The following is a 22,120-nucleotide window of genomic DNA, read 5'->3' as shown; positions in this document are numbered from 1 at the left end:
TACTCAAGGAATGATAACCGTGACCTTAATAAAACGTCCGTTACCGGAATCCGTACTGCAAGCCACGCAGCAACGTATTGACTGGATAATGGATAATTTCCAGCGTATCTGCGTCTCTTTTTCTGGTGGTAAAGATTCCACCACGATGTTGCACCTGGCCGCACTCCACGCCCGGCAAACCGGGCGTAAAATCAGCGTGCTGTTTATCGACTGGGAGGCGCAGTTCTCCTGCACCATTGCCCACTGCGAAGCGCTGCGCCTTGAGTATCAGGATGTCATTGAGCAATTTTATTGGGTTGCCCTGCCGTTAACCACCCAGAACTCACTCAGCCAGTTCGCCCCGGAGTGGCAATGCTGGGAGCCAGGGGCCGACTGGGTGCGGCAGCCGCCGCCGCACGCCATTACCGACCCACGCTTTTTCTCGTTCTACTACCAGGGAATGAGTTTTGAATCCTTCGTCCGCGAATTCGCCGACTGGTTTTCACACAGTCGACCGGCCATGGTATTGATCGGGATTCGGGCAGATGAATCTCTTAACCGGTTTATGACCATTTCCTCGCGGCGCAAGCAGCGTTTCGCCGACGATAAACCCTGGACCACCGCGGCGCCGGGTGGTCACGCCTGGTATGCCTATCCACTGTATGACTGGAAAACCGCAGATATCTGGACCTGGTTTGCCAAAAGCGGGCTCGCCTATAACCCGCTGTACGATCTGATGTATCAGGCAGGCGTCCCAATTCGCTACATGCGCATCTGCGAGCCTTTCGGCCCGGAACAGCGCCAGGGGCTCTGGCTGTATCACGTCCTGGAACCAGCCCGCTGGGCGAGCATGTGTCAGCGGGTAAATGGCGTGGGCTGTGGCGGGGTCTACGCCGGTCAGGACAATCAGTTTTATGGGTATCGCAAACTGGATAAGCCGGCGCATCATAGCTGGAAAAGCTACGCCCTGTTTTTACTCGACAGCATGCCGGAAAAAACCGCCGAACATTACCGCAATAAAATCGCCGTCTACCTGCACTGGTATCAAAAGCAAGGGATGACGGACATTCCAGACTTCCAGCAGGCGGATATCGGCAGCAAAGATATCCCCTCGTGGCGGCGCATCTGCAAGGTCCTGCTGAATAACGATTACTGGTGCCGCATGCTCTCCTTCAGCCCGACAAAATCCAGCCACTACCAGCGTTACCGCGAACGCATCAACCAAAAACGCCAACAATGGGGGATCCTATGCGACAACAAATAATGCATGACCTTGACCACTACCTGAACACCTTGCCGGAAGCCGATCGCATCGAGGCGCTGAACGCCTTCCGTCAGCTTTTACACCATCACAGCCCGTTCAAATCGCACCCCGTTGACTGTGTGTTATGGGTAAAACAAGAGAGCATTTCACCTAACGATTACAACCCTAACAACCTGGCGCCGCCGGAAAAGCGCCTGCTGCTGACGTCTCTGCAATCGGACGGGTTTACCCAGCCTGTCGTGGTGCTCAGGAAGGATGATACGCGTTACACCATTGTGGATGGATTCCACCGTCATGAACTGGCTAAAGGTAAAACGCCGTTAAAACAACAGCTCAATGGTTATATCCCGATCGCCTGCCTGGAGAGCAGCGGCTCCAGACGTGATGCTTTAATGGCCTCGACCATTCGCCATAACCGCGCCCGGGGCCGCCATCAGATCCATGCGATGTCAGACATCGTCCAGGAGCTGGCGAAACTCGGCTGGTCGGACGATAAAATCAGTCAGGAGCTGGGGATGGATGCAGATGAAGTGTTACGCCTGAAGCAAATTAACGGTCTGGTGGAACTGTTCGGCGACCGGCAATTTTCTCAGGCGTGGACCGTCAAATAACTACAGCTGGCACAGGCGTTCTGCGGCTGCCAGCAGGGTCGCCGGCTGTTTGGCAAAACACAGACGTATCAGCTTGTGCGGGAACGGATCGGCGCAGAATACCGACAGCGGAATGGCCGCCACGCCCACCTCGGTCGTCAGCCAGCGACAGAAGCTCACATCATCGAGATCGGAAATGGCGCTGTAATCGGCCAGCAGGAAGTAGGTGCCCTCGCAGGGTAAAATCTCCAGACGACTGGCGCGCAGCGCTTCCACAAACAGGTCACGGCGTTCACCATAGAACGTCGGGAGCTGGCGATAATGCTCAGGCTCATTACGCAGCATATCGGCGATCGCCAGTTGGGCAGGCGTATTCACCGCGAAGGTCAGATACTGATGCACTTTGCGCAGCTCGGCGCTTATCGCCGCAGGGGCCACGCAATAGCCCACTTTCCAGCCGGTCATGTGGAAGGTTTTACCGAATGACGACACCGCCACCGCCCGCTCGCGCAGCTGAGGATGTGCCAGCACGCTGGCATGTCCGTCCGGCGCAAAACAGATGTGCTCGTACACCTCGTCGCTAATAACATAGATCTCATGCTCAGCTATCGCCTGCCATAGCGCCGTGAAATCCTCGCGCTGCCACACCGTCGCCGACGGGTTGTGCGGGGTATTGAGGATCACCAGCCGGGTCCGCTCGCTCAACGCGGCGGCAAACTGTGACCAGTCCACGCGAAAATGTGGCGGCTGCAGGGCAATGCGTTTCAACACCCCGCCGGATAGCTCCACCGCCGGGGCGTAGCTGTCGTAGCTAGGGTCAAAACAGATCACCTCATCGCCACGACGCACCAGCGCGGTGATCGCCGCATACAGCGCTTCGGTGGCTCCAGCGGTAACGGTAATATCGCTGTTCGCATCCGGGCGATAGCCATACAGCTCTGCGGTTTTATCGGCAATCGCCTCGCGCAGCGCCGGGACGCCGGTCATCGGCGCATACTGGTTCGCCCCCTGTGCAACATGGTGCGCCAGGCGCTCCTGCAGGTAGCGCGGCCCGTCGAAATCCGGGAATCCCTGTGACAAATTAATCGCCTGATGCTGCTGCGCCAGAGCGCTCATCTGCGTAAAAATAGTGGTTCCCAGGGAAGGGAGTTTACTTTCAGGAATCAGTGGCTTATTGCTCATTATGTGATGACCAGTTGTAATGCTGTTGTTGAAGCCACTATAACACGATGTTAATATTTGGCAATCAAGACGCTTAGACGTCTAAATGCTAATGTTATATCGGTTATCGCCTGACGTAGCCCACAGCACGGCGTGCCGCCCACTCTGGAGAGACCATGATCCGCGCTATCGTGACTGACATAGAAGGCACCACCAGCGACATTTCCTTTGTCCATAACGTTCTGTTCCCGTACGCCCGCGAGCGGCTGGCAGGCTTTGTCACCGCCCAGCAATACGCCGACCCGGTGAAGACGATCCTCGATAATCTGCGTACAGAAATCAGCGAGCCCGCCGCCAGCACCGCGCAGCTCATCGAGACGCTGTTCGCCTTTATGGACCAGGACCGCAAATCGACGGCGCTGAAAGCGCTGCAGGGCATTATCTGGCGCGAAGGCTACGTCAACGGTGACTTTACCGGCCATCTCTACCCGGACGTCCTGCCGGCGCTGGAGAAATGGAAGTCACAGGGAATTGATTTATATATATATTCCTCAGGCTCGGTCGCCGCGCAGAAATTGTTATTTGGCTATAGCGATGAAGGTGATATTACTCATCTGTTCACTGGCTATTTCGATACCCTGGTAGGGGCCAAGCGCGAGACGCAATCCTACCGTAATATTGCTGAACAGCTGGGGCAGCATCCGGCGAATATCCTGTTCCTCTCCGATATTCATCAGGAGCTGGATGCCGCAGAAGCCGCCGGTTTTCGGACCATTCAGCTGGTGCGCGGCGACCGCGATGCGGCCAGCCACCATCCGCAGGTTCAGCGTTTTGACGACATTCACCCGGAGCAGATCCCCGCATGAGCGCATTAACGATTTATTCTGACCACGACGCCAGTACGCCTCTCTGGCACAGCGTGAATGGTGATGAAATCCAGCAGCAGCTTAACGCCAAAGGCGTTCGCTTCGAACGCTGGCAGGCCGACCGTGATTTAGGCACCTCCCCGACGGCGGAAACGGTGCTGGAAGCCTATCAGCACGCCATCGCCAGGCTGGTCGCGGAGAAAGGCTATCAGAGCTGGGACGTCATCAGCCTGCGCGCGGACAACCCGCAAAAAGAGGCGCTGCGCGCGAAGTTCCTCAACGAACACACCCACGGCGAAGATGAAGTCCGCTTCTTTGTGGAAGGTGCCGGACTGTTCTGCCTGCATATCGGCAATGAAGTGTTTCAGGTGCTGTGTGAAAAGAACGATTTGATTTCCGTGCCGGCCGACACGCCGCACTGGTTTGATATGGGTTCAGAGCCTGACTTCACCGCGATCCGCATTTTTGATAACCCGGAAGGCTGGGTAGCGCAATTTACCGGCAATGATATTGCCGATGCCTACCCGCGTCTGGCGTAATCCCCTCGCCCACTGAACATCGACGATCATTCTGGCAGCGGTCACATCGCTGCCATCACCTTGCGCGACTCTGTTTCTCAAATACGGGCCACGGGCGATCAGCGATCCGACGGCGCAAAAGCCCCGGCCGCGACCGCATCAGGCGTCACCACGCCGCTGTCGAGCACCCAGCCATCAATCAGCGCCGCCGGGGTCACATCAAACGCCGGGTTGTAAACCGGCGCATTCTCCGGCGCCCACTGCACGGCCCCGAAGCTGCCGGCGACACCGGTCACTTCCGCTGCCGCACGCTGCTCAATCGGAATGGCCTCACCGCTTGGGCAATGACGATCGAGGGTGGTCTGCGGCGCCGCGACATAGAACGGGATACCGTGATACTTCGCCAGAACCGCCAGCGAATAGGTGCCGATTTTATTCGCCACATCTCCGTTGGCGGCAATCCGGTCGGCACCGACCCATACCGCATCAACCTGCCCTTTTGCCATCAGGCTGGCGGCCATCGAATCGGTAATCAGCTGATACGGCACGCCCAGTTCACCCAGCTCCCAGGCGGTCAGGCGACCACCCTGTAACAGCGGGCGCGTCTCATCGACCCAGACCATTTCAACCTGCCCGCGCTGATGGGCCAGGGCAATCACCCCCAGCGCCGTCCCGACCCCTGCGGTAGCCAGCCCGCCGGTATTACAATGGGTCAGCAGGCGGCTGCCCGGTTTCACCAACGCGCAGCCGGTTTCGGCAATCCGGGCGCACAGCTGCTTATCTTCGGCGATCAGGCGCAGGGCTTCATCTTCCAGCGCCTGGATATAGTTGTCCTGCGCCAGCGCCAGCTTCATGCGGTCGAGATTGTTCATCAGGTTCACCGCCGTCGGGCGCGCCGCACGCAACGTTTCCAGCGCCTGCCCGAGCTCCGCCTGACTCAGGCCGCGCCCGGCAAGCAGGGCCAGCAGCAGGCTGGCAGAAAGCCCGATCAGCGGCGCCCCGCGCACCCGCAGCGCGTGAATATGGTCCACCAGCAACGAAACGTTATCCGCCGCCAGCCAGCGTTTTTCCTGCGGCAAGGCCTGCTGATCAAGAATAAAAAGCTGATTTTCGCTTACCCGCAGGCTGGTGGTCTGTAGTGTCTGCATATCGTTAAATCCCTGTTGCGTTGTTGTATCACATTGTGTCAGGATGAATTCCAGAAGTATAGACGTCTGAACGGCTTAATCAGAACTTTTGAGGATCGAGGCAATGTCGCAATACCATACCTTCACCCCCGGCGATGCCGTGGCTTACGCACAACAATTTGGCGGCATCGATAACCCGTCGGAGCTGGTGTCCGCGCAGGAAGTGGGGGACGGCAACCTCAACCTGGTCTTTAAGATTTACGATCTCCACGGCGTGAGCCGCATCGTAGTGAAACAGGCCCTGCCGTACGTTCGCTGCGTCGGCGAATCCTGGCCGCTGACCCTCGACCGCGCCCGCCTCGAAGCGCAAACGCTGGTGGAGCACTACCAGCACAGCCCGCAGCACACGGTGAAAATCCACCATTTCGATCCAGAACTGGCGGTCATGGTGATGGAAGATCTCTCCGATCACCGGATCTGGCGCGGCGAATTAATTCGTAACGTCGACTACCCGCAGGCCGCAAGCCAGCTGGGTGAATACCTTGCTCAGGTGCTGTTCCATACCAGCGATTTCTATCTGCATCCGCATGATAAAAAAGCGCAGGTCGCCCGGTTTACGAACCCGGAGATGTGCGAAATCACCGAGGATCTGTTCTTCAACGACCCGTACCAGATTCACGAGCGTAATAACTATCCGTCCGAGCTGGAGGCCGACGTGGCCGCCCTGCGCGACGACGTGCAGCTCAAACTGGCGGTAGCGTCGCTGAAGCATCGCTTCTTCTCTCACGCCGAAGCCCTGCTACACGGCGATATTCACAGCGGATCCATTTTTGTCGCCGAGGGCAGCTTTAAAGCCATCGACGCGGAATTCGGCTTTTTCGGCCCGATCGGCTTCGATATCGGCACCGCCATTGGCAACCTGCTGCTCAACTATTGCGGGCTGCCGGGACACCTGGGGATCCGCGATGCCGACGCGGCCCGCGAACAGCGTCTGCGCGATATTCAGGTACTGTGGAACACTTTCGCCGAGCGCTTCCAGTCCCTGGCGACGGAGCAAACCCGCGACGCGGCCCTCTCCTGCCCCGGCTACGCCAGCCTGTTCCTGAAAAAAGTCTGGCACGACGCCATTGGCTTCTGCGGCAGCGAGCTGATTCGCCGTAGCGTCGGCCTTTCCCACGTGGCCGACATCGAAACCATCCAGGATCCGGCCATGCGCCACGACTGCCTGCGCCACGCCATCACCCTCGGTAAAGCGCTGATCGTCATTGCCGATCGCATTGAGAACGCCGAGGATCTGATCGCCCGCATTCGTCAGTACGGCTAAGCCCGACAACACGCTCCCCGGTGGCACGCGGCTTACCGGGGCAACCGTGCCGCGACTATCCCTGATACTCAATCACCGACAGCCCGCCGTTATAATCGGTGCTGTAAATAATCCCTTGGGCATCCACAAACACATCGCAGGACTGAATCACCTGCGGGCGTCCCGGACGCGTATCCATCATGGTCGCCGGTGCAGCAGGTACCAGCGCCCCGGTTTCCACCGGCCGGTAAGGGTCCGAAATATCATAGGCCCGCACGCCAGCGTTCTGATAAGTGGCGAAAATCAACGTTGAGCTGACAAAGCTACCGGGGCGGTTTTCATGCAGGTTATGCGGGCCAAAATGGGCCCCTTTCGCCACATAATCGGTCTCCTGCGGCTGCGGGAAGGTAGAAATACTCACCGGGTTGGCCGGCTCACGGATATCAAACAGCCAGATCAGCTTCTCGCCATCCTGCTGGTTATCCAGCACCGCCTCATCCAGCACCACCAGCAGATCGCGGTCCGGCAGCGGCAGCGCCGTATGGGTCCCGCCACCAAACGGCGGGCTCCAGTTACGGTGGCTAATCAGCTTCGGCTGAGTGCGGTCCTTGACGTCGAGCAGCGTCAGGCCGCCGTCGCGCCAGCTACCGTATGCGGTATCCCCGGCGATAATGGCGTGATGCAGCGCGTAACGCTTGCCCTCCGGCCACTCCGCCGTCTCTCCCGCCGCCTGATGCATCCCCGGCAGCCACCAGCGCCCGGCCACTTCCGGCTTACGCGGATCCGCCATGTCGATAGTCAGGAAGATGTAGTCGCTAAAACCGTCGATCAGCGCAGAAACATAGGCCCAACGGCCGCCAACGTACCAGATCCGGTGGATACCGATCCCGTCGAGCGACAGAAAACCAATTTCGCGCGGCTTATCAGGACGGGAGATATCAAACACCCGCAGCCCGGCGCTCCAGCCGCGATCCTGCACATCGCTCACCGTTTCCCCCACCGAACGGGTGTAATACACTTTTTCGTCGGCAAAGCGGGTATCGGCGAACAGATCCCGGGCGTTGATCACCAGCAGAAGATCGTCATGGGCCTGCAAATGGACGTTCCAGGTTCCCGGCGGCGCGGCAATGTAGTTCACCGTCTGCGGATGGCACGGGTCGCGCACATCTACCACCGAAAACCCCTGCGACACCATATGGCCGATATAGGCAAAACCACGGTGTACCATTAGCTGGACGCCGTCCGGGCGTCCCCCCTGATCGCTATGCCCAATCAGCCGCATATTGCGGCTGTAATCGGGGCGCGGGAGTGCCGTCGCCATACCTGCTCCTTATTTGTTTTTTGCTTCCAGCGTGGCGAACCACGGGGCGATAAAGTCTTCGGTCTGACCCCAGCCCGGAATAATTTTGCCCAGCGAGGCCACGTTAACCGCCCCTGGCTGCGCCGCCAGCAGCGCCTGCGGAATCGCCGCCGCTTTGAAGTCATAGGTCGCAGGGGTCGGCTCGCCGGCAATTTTGTTGGCGATAAGCCGCACGTTTGTGGCCCCGATAAGCTTCGGATCCACCGCGACGCTGACCTTCCATGGGCTGCCGGCTTCACGCATCAGCTGCAAGTCCTGATTCGAGATGTCGATGCTGTAGAGTTTGATTTCGGTGCGGCCGTTCTCTTTCAGCGCCTTATAGGCCCCCTGGCTAAACGCATCCCAGGTGCCCCAGATCGCATCGATTTTGCCTTTCGGGTACTTGGCTAAAATGGCGCCGACTTTATTGGCGGTATCGCCCTGCACGTCGGAAGAGACCGCGCCGATCGACTCCAGCTCTTTAATTCCCGGGTTTTGCTTGAGCAAAGTCTGGTAAGCAGCCTGGCGGCGCTCCATCGGCGGGAAACCGGCCACCCACAGTTTGATAATGTTGGCTTTGCCGTTGAAATCCTTCACCAGCTGGCCGAAGGAGAGATCGGTCAGCGAAGCATCATCCTGCTGGGTGACGGTCACACCCGGGATCTCACCGCTGACGGCGGTGTCGAATACCGCCACTTTGATACCGGCATCCACCGCCTTTTTCACCAGCGCGGTAGAGTACGGATCGCGCCCCTGAGAGAGAATAATGCCGTCGTATTTCTGGCTAATCGCCTGATTCACGAAGTCCTGGAATTTGGCGTCATCGCCGTTGCTGAGGAAGGTGCTCATTTTAAAACCGAGCTTTTTGCCCTCCTGAATCGCCCCGGAGACAAACTGAGTGGTGTTATCGTCGGAGCCAAGATTGCGAATGACCGCGATACGAATCGGCCCTTCATGCCCGGCAATGGCCGCCGGGACCGGCGTCGGGGTTTCAGCAAAGGCCGCCGCAGAGTTGAACAACCCCAATGCGATGAGTGAATACGTTATCTTTTTCATGGTGTTTACCCTGTCATTTTTATGTGCGGCGCTGAAAGTAGGTCAGTGCTAGCGCGCCAGCCAGCACCAGCCCTTTAATAATGTCCATCGCGTAGTACGGCACCGACAGCATCACCAGGCCGTTGGAGAGGACGCCAAGAATCACCGCCCCCACCAGCGTACCCAGCGCGTTCGGTTTGCCGGAGCCCGCCAGCGAAAAGCCGATCCACGCCGCCGCCACCGCATCCATCAGGTAACCGCCGCCGGCGTTCACCTGAGAAGATCCGATACGCGATGCCAGTAAAATGCCGCCCAGTCCCGCCAGCAACGAGGCGATCACGTAGGCCGCCACTTTGTAGCGGGTAATGCGCAGGCCGGAGAGACGCGCGGCCTCAGGATTGCCGCCAATAGCGTACATCCTGCGCCCGTGGGTGGTGAAAGAGAGCGCCAGTTGGGCAATCACGGTCACCACCAGCATGACAATGACAATCGTCGGAACCTGCCCCAGCGCGCCAAAGGCCGCCGGAATGGTCCCTTCCGCCATATCGCCGCTCGGCAACACCATGTTCTCGGTGATCGAGCCGCCGTAGCTGTAGGTCATCGCCACGCCCTGGATAACAAACAGGCTGGCAAGGGTGGCGAGCATGTCGGGAATGCGCAGAATGACGATTAAAAAGGCGTTAAACAGCCCCACCAACGTACAGAGCGCGAGGGTGACCACAATCGCTTCCGTGGTGCCGAAGCCGTGCCAGACAAACAGGGAAATCACCAACGCGTTGGCCAGAGAGGCGGTCGACCCCACCGACAGGTCAAAACCGCCGATGGTCAGCGAAATGGACACGCCGATCGCAATCACCGTCACGATGGCGATGGAGCGCAAAATGTTAATGATGTTGAACGGGTCGAGGAAGTTGTCCGACGCGAGGCCAAACACCGCAATCAGCAGCACCACGGTCAGCAACATGCCCCACTTATAAAGAAAATCAAAAAACCGCTGACGGCCCGATACCGTCGCGTTCACTGCCAGGGCCTTACTCACGCTGCTGCTCCTCCGGTGGAGTAATAAAGAAGTGTCTCTTCCCGGGCTTCAGCGCCCGGTATTTCTGCCACGATGCGCCCGTCCCACAACACGCAAATACGGTCGCACAACCCCACCAGCTCTGAGAATTCACCCGAGGCGTAGATCACCCCTTTTCCCTCTCGTGCCAGCCCGTCGATCAGGGTGAACAGGTCGGTTTTTGCTTTCACATCGACGCCTTTGGTCGGCTCGTCGAAGATCAGGACGTTGGCGCTGCCGCGCAGCCATTTGCCGATCGCCACCTTCTGCTGATTCCCGCCGGAGAGGCGGCGCAGGGTCTGGGCCGGGCCGGTGGTGCGAATACCCACGCGGGCGATCACCTCCTCCGCCCAGCGCCACGCCTGGCGATGCCCGAACAGGCTCCAGCGCGAAAAGCTGCGATCGGCGCTGACCGCGAGGTTCATGCCGATCGGTTCATCGATAAAAATGCCCTCTTTGCGCCGCTCTTCCGGCACCAGCGCCAGCCCGCGCATCACCGAATCCGCCGGGTCACGCGGCCGCCATGGCTGGCTGTTCAGCTCGCCGTGGTTCAAACGACTTTTACTGGCGCCAAACAGCGCTTTGCACAGTTCGGTTTTCCCGGCCCCGGCTAAGCCCGCGATGCCAAGGATTTCGCCCTTGCGCAGACGCAGTGAAATATCCTGCAGCAACCCCTCGTCGTGCAGCCCCTCGACCTGCAGCAGAATCTCTTCGCTGTGGGGCGGGCGCGGCGGCGGGAAAATATCCTGCAGTTCGTGGCCGAGCATCTTCTCGACGATCTGCTCCCCGCTGAGATCCGCCATCGGGCCGCTTTCAATCAGCTTGCCGTCGCGCAGGACCGTCAGGGTGTCGCAGATCGCTTTCAGTTCGTGAATGCGATGGGAGATAAACACCACGCCAATCCCCTGCTGTTGCAGGCGACGCACCACCGTGAACAAGCGCTCACTTTCATGCTGGTCCAGCGGTGCGGTGGGTTCATCAAGAATCAAAAAGCGGCAATGATGCGACAGCGCGCGGGCCAGCAGGATTTGCTGCTTCTCTGCCAGGGTGCAGCTCTCGATAGTGCGGCGCACGTCGAGGCTGATATCCAGCTGAGCCAGCGCTTCACGCGCCTGCTCGCGCACCCGACGCCAGCGAAAACGCAGCCCCGGCTCCGCCAGACGATCCAGCATGATGTTTTCCGCAATGGTCAGGCCCGGCACCAGCGCCACATCCACCTCTTGCTGCACCAGGTGAATGCCCAGCAGCTTCGCATCCCGTGGGGAGCGAATGCTCACCGGCTGGTTATTGATAACAATCTCACCCTCATAATGGGCGTGCGTACCGCACAGCACCGCCATCAGCGTCGATTTCCCCGCGCCGTTGGCGCCGGTCAAGGCATGCACCGACCCGCCCCGCAGAGTGAAGGCGACCTGACTGAGCGCCCTGAAGCCGGAAAAGGCCAGGTTAATGCTGTTCATCTCCAGACGATTCACTGCCGTCCCCCGCAACCTTTGTCATTAATGTTCTGATTTAACGAATTTTTCACAGCTGCCCTTGACTGACAACTGCGTAAAAGGCATAAGATAAAACGAAATAATATTAGCCATCCGGATGTCCAGACATAACATCAGGTTAGCAAAACGAAATAAGGACAGCGTTCATGAGCAACAGCGATATCCGTGTGGTACCCGGCCCGGCCAACTATTTCTCCCATCCCGGTAGCCTCGCCCGGCTGCACGATTTTTTCAGCGACGAGCAGCTCTCCCGGGCAATCTGGATCTACGGTGAACGCGCCATCGCCGGTGCGGAATCCTTCCTGCCGGCGGCATTTCACGCCGAAGGGGCCAAAAAGGTGCTGTTTAAAGGGCACTGCAGCGAAAGCGACGTCGCGCGTCTGGTCGATGAGGCCGGCAACGATAGTCGCGTGGTGATTGGCATCGGCGGCGGCGCGCTGCTCGATACCGTCAAAGCGCTGGCCCGACGCCTGGGCCTGCCGGTGGTGGCCATCCCGACCATCGCCGCCACCTGCGCCGCCTGGACCCCGCTGTCGGTGTGGTACAACGATGCCGGCCAGGCGCTGCAGTTTGAAATCTTCGACGATGCCAACTTCCTGGTACTGGTGGAGCCGGAGATTATCCTCAATGCCCCGGCGGAATATCTGCTGGCAGGCATCGGCGATACCCTGGCGAAATGGTACGAAGCGGTGGTCCTCGCACCGAAACCAGACACCCTACCGCTGACCGTGCGCCTTGGGATTAACGCTGCGCTGGCGATCCGCGACGTGCTGCTGGAAAACAGCGAAACCGCTCTGGCGGACCAGCAGCGCGGCGAACTGTCGCAGGCGTTTCGCGATGTGACCGATGCCATCATTGCCGGAGGCGGAATGGTCGGCGGTTTAGGCGAGCGCTATACCCGCGTTGCCGCCGCGCACGCGGTACATAACGGCCTGACGGTACTGCCGCAGACCGAGAAGTTCCTCCATGGCACCAAAGTCGCCTACGGCATTCTGGTGCAGAGCGCCCTGCTGGATCAGGACGAGGTTCTGGCTCAGTTGGTGAATGCTTACCGTCGCTTCAACCTGCCCACCACCCTGGCGGAGCTGGACGTGGATATCCACAACCGGGATGAGCTGGACAAGGTGATTGCGCATACCCTGCGCCCGGTGGAGTCAATTCACTTCCTGCCGGTGGCGCTCAGTGCACAGCGGCTGGCGGCGGCCTTTGAGAAAGTGGAAAACTTCCGCAGACAGGTACATTGACGCCGCGCGAACTCGCTCTATACCTAATGATGGTTCTCCCACTCATTGTACGAGGTCATCATGCAGATCGATTTAACGGGTAAAAAGGCGTTGGTCACCGGAGCCAGTCGCGGCATCGGTCGTGCGATTGCGTTATCACTGGCGCAGGCGGGTGCCGATGTGGTGATTACTTATGAAAAGTCCGCCGGGAAAGCGCAGGAAGTGGCCGACGAGATCGTCGCCCTTGGCCGCCAGGGCGCGGCGATTCAGGCCGACAGCGCCAACGCTCAGGCGATTCAGCAGGCCGTCGCCCAGACGGTTGCCACCCTTGGCGGGCTGGATATTCTGGTGAACAACGCCGGGATCGCCCGCGGCGGCCCGCTGGAGTCGCTGTCTCTGGAAGATATCGATGCGCTGATCAACGTCAATATCCGTGGCGTCGTCGTCGCGACTCAGGCGGCACTGCCGCATCTGCCCGACGGCGGGCGGATTATTAACATTGGCAGCTGTCTCGCTAACCGCGTGGCCTCACCGGGAATTGCGGTCTACGCCATGACCAAGTCCGCCCTCAATTCGCTGACCCGCGGCCTCGCCCGTGACCTCGGCCCGCGCGGCATTACCGTTAACCTCGTACATCCAGGCCCAACCGACAGCGATATGAATCCCGCCCACGGTGAACAGGCTGAGTCACAGCGTCAGATGATTGCGTTAGGGAAGTATGGACAGGCGGACGATGTCGCCGCCGCGGTGACATTTCTGGCCAGCCCGGCCGCCGGGCAAATTTCCGGCACCGGTCTGGATGTCGATGGGGGACTTAATGCCTGAGAGGGTGGCTTAGCAACACTTCGCCCCCCCTTTGCCGCCGTATCGGGCATCCTGGCGCTCGCGGAAAAACTCTTCATAGGTCATCGGCGTCTGCTCAGGATGGGTCTGGCGAATATGCTCGACATAATTATCGTAATCGGGCACGCCAATCATCATTTTCGCCGCCTGGCCCAGGTACTTCCCGGCTTTTGAAAGCGTATCAAACATAGTGGTCTCTCTTAACGGCCCCTTTCCGCGAACGGAAAGGGGCAACATCTTAATGTGCGCTCTTGGTCTGAGTGCCCAGCGTTTGCGCATCGGCAGGCAATGGCTCGTACGGCGTCTCTTTCGCCGTCGGTTTGTTCTCTTTCAACGCCGCCAGCGCGGTTTTGATCGAGAACAGTGCCAGCACCACCACAACCACCATAAAGAAGATGGTGAGGCCAGCGTCCAGACGGTTGTTAAACACCAGCTGTGCCAGCTGCGATTCGGTGTACTGCGGCGGAATATTGCCGCTGTCGATCATCGCCTGGAACTTATTGGCAATCGCCAGGAAGCCCACTTTGGTGTCGGTGCTAAACGACTTCTGCCAGCCGGCGGTCAGGGTACAAATCAACAGCCAGCTCGTCGGCAGGAGTGCCACCCACGCATAGCGCTCGCGCTTCATCTTAAACAGTACCACTGCGCACAGCATCAACGCCATCCCCGCCAGCATCTGGTTGGCGATACCAAACAGCGGCCACAGGGTGTTAATGCCGCCTAACGGGTCAACCACCCCTTGATGCAGGAAGTAGCCCCAGGCCAGCACGCACAGCCCGGTCGCCAGCAGGTTCGCCGGCAGCGAGTTGGTTTTCTTCAGCCCCGGACTTATGACACCCAGCAAGTCCTGCAGCATAAAGCGCGCCGCACGCGTACCGGCGTCAACCGCGGTCAGGATAAACAGCGCTTCGAACAGAATCGCGAAGTGATACCAGAAGGCGACATCCATCAACCCGCCCAACGAGCCGTGCAGGATGTAGGCCATCCCCACCGCCAGCGTCGGTGCGCCACCGGCGCGCGAGATAATCGACTGCTCACCCACATCGCTGGCTATCTGGCGTAGCGTATCCGGGGTGATGCTAAAGCCCCAGCTGCTGACCACCTGCGCAGCAGACGCCACCACATCGGTAGTGCCCGCCGGTGCCAGCACCGCCATCGGGCTGTTCATGGCGAAGTAAACGCCCGGGTCGATAATACAGGCAGCCACCAGCGCCATGATGGCGACGAAGGATTCCATCAGCATACCGCCGTAGCCGATGAAGCAGGCCTGGCCTTCGTTGGCCAGCATTTTCGGCGTGGTGCCGGAGGAGATCAGGGCGTGGAAGCCGGATACCGCGCCGCAGGCGATGGTAATAAACAGGAACGGGAACATGCTGCCGGACCACACCGGGCCGGTACCATCAATAAATTTGGTAAGGGCAGGCATAGTCAGGGTCGGGCGCATGATCAGAATCCCGATCGCCAGCCCGACAATGGTGCCGATTTTCAGGAAGGTAGAGAGGTAATCGCGCGGAGCCAGCAGCAGCCACACCGGAAGCACGGCGGCAATAAAGCCGTAGCCCACCAGAATCCAGGTCAGCTGGACGCCGGTGTAATCAAACCACGGTGCCCAGGTCGGGCTTTCCGCAACCCATCCGCCGGAGACAATCGCGAACACCAGCATCACCAGGCCAATCACCGACACTTCACCAATGCGTCCCGGACGCAGGTAGCGAATGTAGACCCCCATAAAAATCGCCAGCGGGATGGTGAAGGCGACGGTATAGGTGCCCCACGGGCTGTGAGTCAGCGCTTTAACGACGATCATCGCCAGTACCGCGAGGATAATCACCATGATCATAAAGCAGGCCACCAGCGCCAGTACCCCGGCGGTCGGTCCCATCTCCTCTTTCACCAGCTCCCCAAGGGAACGGCCGTCACGGCGGGTGGAGACAAACAGTACCATAAAGTCCTGTACTGCACCGGCCAGCACTACCCCGGCGAGGATCCAGATCATCCCCGGCAGGTAGCCCATCTGCGCCGCCAGCACCGGTCCCACCAGCGGCCCGGCCCCGGCAATCGCCGCAAAATGGTGACCGAACAGCACTTTCTTATCGGTCGGGACATAGTCGAGACCGTCGTTATGCCGCACCGCAGGCGTCATGCGCGTGGGGTCAACCGCCAGCACGTTTTTGGCGATGTAGAGACCATAGAAGCGATAGGCAATCAGATAAATGCAGACAGCCGCGACGACAATCCATAGCGCATTGATCTGTTCGCCTCGGTTTAAGGCGATGTAGCCAAGAGCAAAGGCTCCAACAACGGAGAGCAATGCCCAGAAGAAATATTTCCCTGAATTATTCATCGTAGCGTTCCACCGGTAGAGTAATCAGAATGTTAAATTTTGTTTCTAGAACACAACCCGGAGTTTAACAACGTTGAAACCATACAGATGTCGTGCAGAGACAAGGATTTATCTCACATTGCTAGCGAGATCACTTCTGGTAGGAAAATGAATGTAAACAGGGGAGGATAATCTGCAACTGCATCATGGTTGATTCCCGGAGGCGGCGCTCGACGCGCCTTGTCCGGGCTACCCGCCCTCAGACAGCGGTGACCCCGTAGCCCGGTCAGCGCAGCGCCACCGGGAATCAGCCGCAGAGTATGTTCATTGGGTGCATGTCCGGGCCACCCGCCCTCAGACAGCGGTGACCCGTAGCCCGGTCAGCACAGCGCCACCGGGGAATCAGCCGCAGAATATGTTCATTGGGTGCATGTCCGGGCCACCCTCCCTCAGACAGCGGTGACCCGTAGCCCGGTCAGCGCAGCGCCACCGGGAATCAGCCGCAGAGTATGTTCATTGGGTGCATGTCCGGGCCACCGTCCCTCAGACAGCTGTGGCCCGTAGCCCGGTCAGCGTAGCGCCACCGGGAGATCAACCGCAGAGTATGTTCATTGAGTGGATGTCCGGGCCACCCGCCCTCAGACAGCGGTGACCCATAGCCCGGTCAGCGTAGCGCCACCGGGAGATCAACCGCAGAGTATGTTCATTGAGTGGATGTCCGGGCCACCGTCCCTCAGACAGCGGTGACCCGTAGCCCGGTCAGCGCAGCGCCACCGGGAGATCAACCGCAGAGTATGTTCATTGGGTGGATGTTCGGGCCACCCTCCCTCAGACAGCGGTGCCCCGTAGCCCGGTCAGCGCAGCGCCACCGGGAGATCAACCGCAGAGTATGTTCATTGGGTGGATGTTCGGGCCACCCTCCCTCAGACAGCGGTGACCCGTAGCCCGGTCAGCGTAGCGCCACCGGGGAATCAACCCAGTACGGCGGTGCCCAATCGGCAGGTACAGCAGCGGCGGCCGCGTTCATCGAACACCGCAATTTCCCAGCTCTGGCTCTGCCGCCCGAGATGCAGCGGACGGCACTCGCCGCGCACGCGACCGCTGGATACCGCCCGATGGTGGGTGGCATTCAGCTCGGTGCCGACCACGCACTGACCCTCTTCGGTCATCAGCCAGCCGGCCATTGACCCGAGCGTCTCCGCCAGCGCCGCGGACGCTCCGCCGTGCAGCAGACCAAACGGCTGATGGGTGCGGGCATCCACCGGCATCTCCGCCTCAATCAACCCGTCTTCCAGGCGGGTATAGATAATCCCCAGATGCGCCACCATCGTATTTTCACTGGTCGCATTCAGCGCCTCCAGCGTCAGCTGACGTTTCCAGGCCATTTATGCCCCCAACGTCGAGCCGCCATCGACCACGATATCCTGCAACGTGATATGGCTGGCGTGAGCGGAAGCGAGGAACAGGATGGTGCTGGCAATCTCCTGCGGGCGGGCAATTTTGCCCAACGGGATCCCGAGCTTAAACTGCTCACCAAACCCGCGAATACGGCTCTGCTCGGCATCATCGCTGACCCACAGCGTGCGCTGCATATCGGTATCGGTGGAGCCCGGAGAGACCAGATTACAGCGGACGCCGGATCCCGCCAGCTCCAGGCCGACGGTCAGCGCCAGGCTTTTCAACGCCGCCTTTGAGGCGCCATAGGCGCTCATCCCGATGCGCGGCGTATGCGCCGCATCGGAAGCCACGGTAACAATCGCCCCGCCCTGCTGACGACGGAACTGCGCCATCGTCTGCTGGAACAGGTTAAAGGCGCCGCCGACGTTGACCGCAAAGGTCTGCTGCCACGCTTCCTGGCTCAGCTCGTCGGTAGCCCCCATGCGCAAAATGCCCGCCGCATTGACCAGCACATCGAGCCGGGCGATCTCCGCCAGCAGTCGTCCGCACACCTCAGCCACCTGCTGCGCATTCGCGACATCCAGCATCTGGGTGGCAAACGGGTAGTCCTGCCCCTCAAAAGCAAGGTCAAAGCCGGTGACGTTAGCCCCGGCCTCGGTGAATGCCAGCGCCGTGGCGTAACCAATGCCTTTACCGGCGCCGGTCACCCACACGGTCTGTCCCTGAAAATCCAGCGCGGCCATTATTTCACCTCACGGCTGAGCAGCGCCCACCAGGCATCAAGGGTCGGTTTTTTCGCCAGCATCACGAAGTCGATGTCGCCGTGCACTCTACGCCAGCGCGCGGCCAGCGCCATCATGCGCACCGAATCCAGCCCGTAGTCGATCAGGTTTTCATCGTCCATCGGTTCATCGGACTCATCCAGCAACGGCAGAATCAGCGCCCGCAGCGCCGCTTTCGACGTCGGCAGCGGCAGCAGCTCTTCGGTCATCAGCACCCGACCGCAGCGACCGGCCACATACTTCAGCGACATCAGGTGCTCTTCACGGCTAAAGTCAGCCAGCGCATCGGCAACGAAGAACGGTTTAATATCCCGCATAAAGGCGTCGGTGGCGGTAGTCATACAGCCGATATGGGCATAGACGCCGGTAATGATCAGCTGATCGCGGCCGCTCTCTTTTAAGATTGCCTCCAGCGGCGAACGATGAAACGCACTGTAGCGCCACTTGACCAGCACGGTGTCGTCTTCATCCGGCGCCAGTGCCGCAATCACCTGCTGCTGCTCCGGTGAACGGGTCAGGCCCGGTCCCCACATATCATTGAGCAGCGCGCGGTCTTCATCGCTCTGGTCTTTCGGCTGGGCGGTGTAGAACACCGGAATATCGTTCTGTTTGCAGAAGTCACGCAGAGCGGCAATATTGGCGACCACTTTCGCCATCATGGCGCTGTCTTCGCCCCAGAAATTGAGGAAATACTCCTGCATATCGTGGATCAGCAGCGCGGCTCGGGACGGCTCAAAGCGCCAGTCCACTTTGTTTGCCGGGATATCGTTCGCTTCCGGCAATGCGTAAGCCTGTAATTTAGGGATGGCCATTCTGTCTTCTCCTTCAGCCCGGCTTGCGTTCGGCCAGCTGCTGACGTAATTGTTTTTTATCGACTTTGCCCACCGGCGTCAGCGGCAGCGCATCTACGCACTCAACGCGATCCGGAAGTTTAAATTCTGCGACCCCCTGCTCACGCAGGAAGCGGCGCACCGCCACCGCGCGCAGCGGTGATTTGACCACCAGCCAGGCGCAGCTCTTCTCGCCCAGCAGGTTATCTTCCATGCTGACCAGCGCGGCATGGATCACCTCCGGGTGGCGCAGCAGCAGGTTTTCCACCTCTTCTGCCGCGATCTTTTCGCCGCCGCGGTTGATCTGATCTTTTTCACGTCCCTGCACGGTGATGTACCCGTCCTCGTCGATCGAGATCAGATCCCCGGAGCAGTAGAAACCGTCCGCATCAAAGGCATCGGCATTGTGCTGCGGGCTTTTGTAATACCCGCGGAAGGTGTACGGCCCGCGGGTCATCAGACGGCCCACTTCACCGCGCGGCAGCGGGTTACCCTCGGCATCCGCCACCCAGACTTCATCGTCCGGGCACATCGGGCAGCCCTGGGTATTGATGATGCGCTCCTGGCTGTCGTTGAGGCGGGTGTAGTTCACCAGCCCTTCCGCCATGCCGAAAACCTGCTGCAGCAGGCAACCAATCTCGGTCTGGATCCGCGCCGCCAGCGTCGCCGACAGGCGCGCGCCACCGACCTGCAGCAGCTCCAGCGAACGCAGTTGCTGGTTGCCGGCCCCTTCGCGGATCGCCTGTAACCACAGGCTAACCGCCGGTGGCACCAGCGATGCCACGTTGATCTGGTGCTGCTCAATCAGCGGGAAACACAGCGTGGCGCTGGGATCGTTGGCCAGGATCACCTGACCGCCGGCGAGAAACACCCCAAGGGAACCCGGCGAGCTCATCGCGTAGTTATGGGCGGCGGGCAACGCATTCAGGTAGCGTGTCCCGGCGCTGATGCCGCAAATTTCGTTGCTGCGGCGGATGCTGTAGTCGTAGTCGTTATGGGTGCGCGGGATCAGCTTGGGCGTGCCGGTGCTGCCGCCGGAGAGCTGGAAAAAGGCCACTTCATCGGCAGGCGTGGGGTTGGCAATAAAGTTATCCGCCGGCTGGGCGATCGCCGCCGCCAGATCGTATTCGCCACGATCGTTACGTAGCAGTACCACCCGCACCGATGCATGTTGATCCACAAAACCGTTCAGAAACTGGTCGTCGGCAAACAGCGCATGCTCGCGATCGGCAATCAGCAGCGCCGGCTCGATCTGGCTGGCGTAAGCAGTAAGTTCGCTGCGTTGATGGCTGAACAACGCATTCACCGGGGCCACCCCGATGCGCAGCAGCGCAAACAATGTAATGTAGAACTCGGCGACGTTACCGAGCTGCACCAGCGCGGTTTCGCCACGCTTCAACCCCATGCGCTGGAGCGATGAGGCCAGGTTATCCACCTGTTGATTAAACTGGCGATAGCTGTGGCGGGCGTCACCGTCGATAATCGCGATAGCGTCGTTATTGGCGTGGCGGGTAATCAGATTGGTGAGCGGCAGATCCTGCCAGTAACCTTTTTCGCGATAGCGGGCGGCAAAGCTCTCCGGCCAGCGGGTAAATTCAATCATCATCGCCTCTTAATTCAAGCCGAACACGTTCAGCATGGTCGTCAGTTTGACGCCGGTTTCGCGCCACTCACCCAGCGGGGAAGAGGCCGGGACAATCCCTGCGCCAGCGAACAGACGCAGCGTGCGCTGGTGCAGACGGGCGCAGCGAATCGTCACCACCCACTCACCGTTACCTTCGTCATCACACCAGCCGACGATGCCGCCAAACAGCTGACGGTCAAACGGTTCCAGTTCGCCAATCAGGCGTTTCGCCACCAGGTGAGGGAAACCGCTGAGGGCCGGGGTCGGGTGTAACAGACAGGCCAGCGACATCGCGTTTTCCTGTGCCAGCGCCGTGCCTTCAATCGGCGTCGCCAGATGCCACAGAGTCGGCGTGTTGACCAGCTGTGGCGAGTCAGGCAGCGACAGCTCGCGGCAGCGCGGTGCCAGTACCGATTTCATCGCCTGGGTCACCAGTTCATGCTCATGACGATCTTTTCCTGACGCCAGCAGTTTGTTGCCGGCTTCACGATCCAGTACATCATCCGGCTGACGACGGGCCGAACCGGCCAGCGGCAGGGAGCTGAAATGCTCGCCTTCTTTACGCAGCAGCAGCTCCGGGCTGGCGCCCAGTAGCACGCCGCCATCCGATAACGGCACGTGGAAGTTAAAGCTGGCAGGGTTTTGCGCGATCAGGCGCTCAAGCAGCGCACCGCTGTCGACGCGATCGCGGGTGGTGATATCAATCAGTCGCGACAGGACGACCTTGTCGACTTCCGGCGTGGCGGTCAGCGCGGCAGCGCGTTCGACCATCGCCATAAAGGTATCCTGCTGCGGAATTTCCTGGCGTTCCACCACGTCCATCGGCGCCTGAACCGACGCGTAGCGTGCAGACTGTTGCTTTGCGGTACGGGAGAAGTTTTCCCAACGCTCGGGGATAAACAGCTCAGACGGTTGATGGGTATCAAACGGAATGGCGCCGACCATCACCGGTTTACGGATCCCGGCGGCCTTCGCCTCCCGGAATGCAGCCGCCATCTTATGCTGGAAGGTGCCGTCGAGCGACGCGCCATCCGCAGCAGAATGGTTAAAACGGCTAAAACATCCCGCAGTACTGAAACTGCGGTACGGCGACATAAAGAAGAAGCTTTCCGCTGACAGGGTCATTTTTTGTTCCCGCACATCCTCGGCCAGTGACGTTTCCATATCATCCTCCAAAAACGATAAAGATATTACGAATAATTATCATTTATATTTTGGTTGGCTAACCTAAAAGGTATTGCCTGGCATGTCAACCATACAAACAGCATGTTGTGCTACTTAGACTTGCATCCGCACGGTACAAAGTTGAAAATGAGACGCATTTATTTCAACCTAATCAGGATGCGAATTCGTGAATTTGTC

At 59.5% G+C, this 22,120-nt stretch carries 20 protein-coding genes; 7 read left to right on the top strand and 13 right to left on the bottom strand.

The features are described 5' to 3' along the window. Positions 1-19 precede the first annotated feature (19 nt). On the top strand, positions 20-1,243 hold the full coding sequence (locus tag EDF82_RS12790; RefSeq protein ID WP_123755923.1) for a phosphoadenosine phosphosulfate reductase: 1,224 nt from the start codon (positions 20-22) through the stop codon (positions 1,241-1,243). Continuing rightward, positions 1,228-1,854, top strand: a complete 627-nt coding sequence (locus tag EDF82_RS12785) for a ParB/RepB/Spo0J family partition protein (RefSeq protein ID WP_123755922.1) — start codon at positions 1,228-1,230, stop codon at positions 1,852-1,854. Before EDF82_RS12790 ends, EDF82_RS12785 begins: the two co-directional genes overlap by 16 nt. Here EDF82_RS12785 and EDF82_RS12780 read toward each other — a convergent pair whose 3' ends face one another. After that, positions 1,855-3,000 (bottom strand): pyridoxal phosphate-dependent aminotransferase, encoded by a 1,146-nt coding sequence (locus EDF82_RS12780; RefSeq protein ID WP_187043050.1) that lies wholly within the window; start codon positions 2,998-3,000, stop codon positions 1,855-1,857. 170 nt (positions 3,001-3,170) lie between these two features. Between EDF82_RS12780 and mtnC the strand changes: the two genes are divergently transcribed. Together mtnC and EDF82_RS12770 are read left to right on the top strand one after the other, a co-directional pair. After that, the gene (mtnC, locus tag EDF82_RS12775) at positions 3,171-3,860 is read left to right on the top strand and encodes an acireductone synthase (RefSeq protein ID WP_123755920.1); all 690 of its coding nucleotides are present in this window, start codon (positions 3,171-3,173) and stop codon (positions 3,858-3,860) included. Continuing rightward, positions 3,857-4,399, top strand: coding sequence for an acireductone dioxygenase (locus EDF82_RS12770; protein ID WP_123755919.1), 543 nt, complete (start codon positions 3,857-3,859; stop codon positions 4,397-4,399). Before mtnC ends, EDF82_RS12770 begins: the two co-directional genes overlap by 4 nt. A gap of 98 nt (positions 4,400-4,497) precedes the next feature. Here the strand turns inward: EDF82_RS12770 and mtnA are convergent, their stop codons facing one another. Beyond that, complete coding sequence (mtnA, locus tag EDF82_RS12765; RefSeq protein ID WP_123755918.1) at positions 4,498-5,526, bottom strand: S-methyl-5-thioribose-1-phosphate isomerase; 1,029 nt, start codon at positions 5,524-5,526, stop codon at positions 4,498-4,500. Positions 5,527-5,629: 103 nt separating this feature from the next. Here mtnA and mtnK point away from each other — a divergent pair, with 103 nt between their 5' ends. Then, positions 5,630-6,829 carry an S-methyl-5-thioribose kinase gene (gene mtnK / locus EDF82_RS12760; protein ID WP_123755917.1) on the top strand — a complete coding sequence of 400 codons (1,200 nt, stop codon included), beginning with the start codon at positions 5,630-5,632 and terminating at the stop codon, positions 6,827-6,829. 55 nt (positions 6,830-6,884) lie between these two features. Here the strand turns inward: mtnK and EDF82_RS12755 are convergent, their stop codons facing one another. Genes EDF82_RS12755 through EDF82_RS12740 form a run of 4 tightly spaced genes read right to left on the bottom strand, consistent with a single transcriptional unit; the run spans position 6,885 to position 11,699 of the window. After that, on the bottom strand, positions 6,885-8,129 hold the full coding sequence (locus tag EDF82_RS12755; protein WP_123755916.1) for an LVIVD repeat-containing protein: 1,245 nt from the start codon (positions 8,127-8,129) through the stop codon (positions 6,885-6,887). A 9-nt stretch (positions 8,130-8,138) separates the two neighbouring features. Beyond that, on the bottom strand, positions 8,139-9,203 hold the full coding sequence (locus EDF82_RS12750; RefSeq protein ID WP_123755915.1) for a sugar ABC transporter substrate-binding protein: 1,065 nt from the start codon (positions 9,201-9,203) through the stop codon (positions 8,139-8,141). Positions 9,204-9,222: 19 nt separating this feature from the next. Then, complete coding sequence (locus tag EDF82_RS12745; RefSeq protein WP_123755914.1) at positions 9,223-10,221, bottom strand: ABC transporter permease; 999 nt, start codon at positions 10,219-10,221, stop codon at positions 9,223-9,225. Further along, positions 10,218-11,699 (bottom strand): sugar ABC transporter ATP-binding protein, encoded by a 1,482-nt coding sequence (locus EDF82_RS12740; RefSeq protein ID WP_123755913.1) that lies wholly within the window; start codon positions 11,697-11,699, stop codon positions 10,218-10,220. The genes EDF82_RS12745 and EDF82_RS12740 overlap by 4 nt, the downstream gene beginning before the upstream one ends. 182 nt (positions 11,700-11,881) lie before the next feature. Here EDF82_RS12740 and EDF82_RS12735 point away from each other — a divergent pair, with 182 nt between their 5' ends. Both EDF82_RS12735 and EDF82_RS12730 read left to right on the top strand, forming a co-directional pair. Next, complete coding sequence (locus EDF82_RS12735; RefSeq protein WP_123755912.1) at positions 11,882-12,979, top strand: oxidoreductase; 1,098 nt, start codon at positions 11,882-11,884, stop codon at positions 12,977-12,979. A 60-nt stretch (positions 12,980-13,039) separates the two neighbouring features. Beyond that, complete coding sequence (locus tag EDF82_RS12730; protein WP_123755911.1) at positions 13,040-13,783, top strand: SDR family NAD(P)-dependent oxidoreductase; 744 nt, start codon at positions 13,040-13,042, stop codon at positions 13,781-13,783. A gap of 9 nt (positions 13,784-13,792) precedes the next feature. Here the strand turns inward: EDF82_RS12730 and EDF82_RS12725 are convergent, their stop codons facing one another. The 7 genes from EDF82_RS12725 to entC form a co-directional block, all read right to left on the bottom strand. Continuing rightward, positions 13,793-13,990, bottom strand: coding sequence for a YbdD/YjiX family protein (locus EDF82_RS12725; RefSeq protein WP_032688939.1), 198 nt, complete (start codon positions 13,988-13,990; stop codon positions 13,793-13,795). 49 nt (positions 13,991-14,039) lie between these two features. Next, the gene (gene cstA / locus EDF82_RS12720) at positions 14,040-16,145 is read right to left on the bottom strand and encodes a pyruvate/proton symporter CstA (RefSeq protein WP_123755910.1); all 2,106 of its coding nucleotides are present in this window, start codon (positions 16,143-16,145) and stop codon (positions 14,040-14,042) included. Positions 16,146-17,095: 950 nt separating this feature from the next. Further along, a complete protein-coding gene (entH, locus tag EDF82_RS12710; RefSeq protein ID WP_123755909.1) occupies positions 17,096-17,509 on the bottom strand; it encodes a proofreading thioesterase EntH in 414 nt (137 codons plus the stop codon). Then, complete coding sequence (entA, locus tag EDF82_RS12705) at positions 17,510-18,265, bottom strand: 2,3-dihydro-2,3-dihydroxybenzoate dehydrogenase EntA (protein ID WP_123755908.1); 756 nt, start codon at positions 18,263-18,265, stop codon at positions 17,510-17,512. Further along, complete coding sequence (locus EDF82_RS12700) at positions 18,265-19,116, bottom strand: isochorismatase (protein WP_123755907.1); 852 nt, start codon at positions 19,114-19,116, stop codon at positions 18,265-18,267. The genes entA and EDF82_RS12700 overlap by 1 nt, the downstream gene beginning before the upstream one ends. A 13-nt stretch (positions 19,117-19,129) precedes the next feature. Next, complete coding sequence (gene entE, locus EDF82_RS12695) at positions 19,130-20,737, bottom strand: (2,3-dihydroxybenzoyl)adenylate synthase EntE (protein WP_123756227.1); 1,608 nt, start codon at positions 20,735-20,737, stop codon at positions 19,130-19,132. A gap of 9 nt (positions 20,738-20,746) precedes the next feature. Continuing rightward, positions 20,747-21,922: an isochorismate synthase EntC gene (gene entC, locus EDF82_RS12690; protein ID WP_123755906.1), complete on the bottom strand. Its 1,176-nt coding sequence runs from the start codon at positions 21,920-21,922 to the stop codon at positions 20,747-20,749. Positions 21,923-22,120: the final 198 nt, after the last annotated feature.

Origin of the sequence: Klebsiella sp. BIGb0399, from assembly GCF_003752615.1 — a bacterium.
Lineage (GTDB): Bacteria > Pseudomonadota > Gammaproteobacteria > Enterobacterales > Enterobacteriaceae > Klebsiella > Klebsiella lignicola.
Note: the sequence above shows the minus strand (reverse complement) of the source record. Positions and strands in the feature narration are given on the sequence as shown.

What these genes read in the sequence shown, in the direction of transcription:
- EDF82_RS12785 (WP_123755922.1), top strand. Translation starts at nt 1,228, where the DNA reads ATGCGACAACAAATAATGCATGACCTTGACCACTACCTGAACACCTTG.
- mtnC (WP_123755920.1), top strand. Translation starts at nt 3,171, where the DNA reads ATGATCCGCGCTATCGTGACTGACATAGAAGGCACCACCAGCGACATT.
- EDF82_RS12770 (WP_123755919.1), top strand. Translation starts at nt 3,857, where the DNA reads ATGAGCGCATTAACGATTTATTCTGACCACGACGCCAGTACGCCTCTC.
- mtnA (WP_123755918.1), bottom strand. Translation starts at nt 5,526, where the DNA reads ATGCAGACACTACAGACCACCAGCCTGCGGGTAAGCGAAAATCAGCTT.
- mtnK (WP_123755917.1), top strand. Translation starts at nt 5,630, where the DNA reads ATGTCGCAATACCATACCTTCACCCCCGGCGATGCCGTGGCTTACGCA.
- EDF82_RS12755 (WP_123755916.1), bottom strand. Translation starts at nt 8,129, where the DNA reads ATGGCGACGGCACTCCCGCGCCCCGATTACAGCCGCAATATGCGGCTG.
- EDF82_RS12750 (WP_123755915.1), bottom strand. Translation starts at nt 9,203, where the DNA reads ATGAAAAAGATAACGTATTCACTCATCGCATTGGGGTTGTTCAACTCT.
- EDF82_RS12740 (WP_123755913.1), bottom strand. Translation starts at nt 11,699, where the DNA reads ATGAACAGCATTAACCTGGCCTTTTCCGGCTTCAGGGCGCTCAGTCAG.
- EDF82_RS12735 (WP_123755912.1), top strand. Translation starts at nt 11,882, where the DNA reads ATGAGCAACAGCGATATCCGTGTGGTACCCGGCCCGGCCAACTATTTC.
- EDF82_RS12730 (WP_123755911.1), top strand. Translation starts at nt 13,040, where the DNA reads ATGCAGATCGATTTAACGGGTAAAAAGGCGTTGGTCACCGGAGCCAGT.
- EDF82_RS12725 (WP_032688939.1), bottom strand. Translation starts at nt 13,990, where the DNA reads ATGTTTGATACGCTTTCAAAAGCCGGGAAGTACCTGGGCCAGGCGGCG.
- cstA (WP_123755910.1), bottom strand. Translation starts at nt 16,145, where the DNA reads ATGAATAATTCAGGGAAATATTTCTTCTGGGCATTGCTCTCCGTTGTT.
- entH (WP_123755909.1), bottom strand. Translation starts at nt 17,509, where the DNA reads ATGGCCTGGAAACGTCAGCTGACGCTGGAGGCGCTGAATGCGACCAGT.
- entA (WP_123755908.1), bottom strand. Translation starts at nt 18,265, where the DNA reads ATGGCCGCGCTGGATTTTCAGGGACAGACCGTGTGGGTGACCGGCGCC.
- EDF82_RS12700 (WP_123755907.1), bottom strand. Translation starts at nt 19,116, where the DNA reads ATGGCCATCCCTAAATTACAGGCTTACGCATTGCCGGAAGCGAACGAT.
- entE (WP_123756227.1), bottom strand. Translation starts at nt 20,737, where the DNA reads ATGATTGAATTTACCCGCTGGCCGGAGAGCTTTGCCGCCCGCTATCGC.
- entC (WP_123755906.1), bottom strand. Translation starts at nt 21,922, where the DNA reads ATGGAAACGTCACTGGCCGAGGATGTGCGGGAACAAAAAATGACCCTG.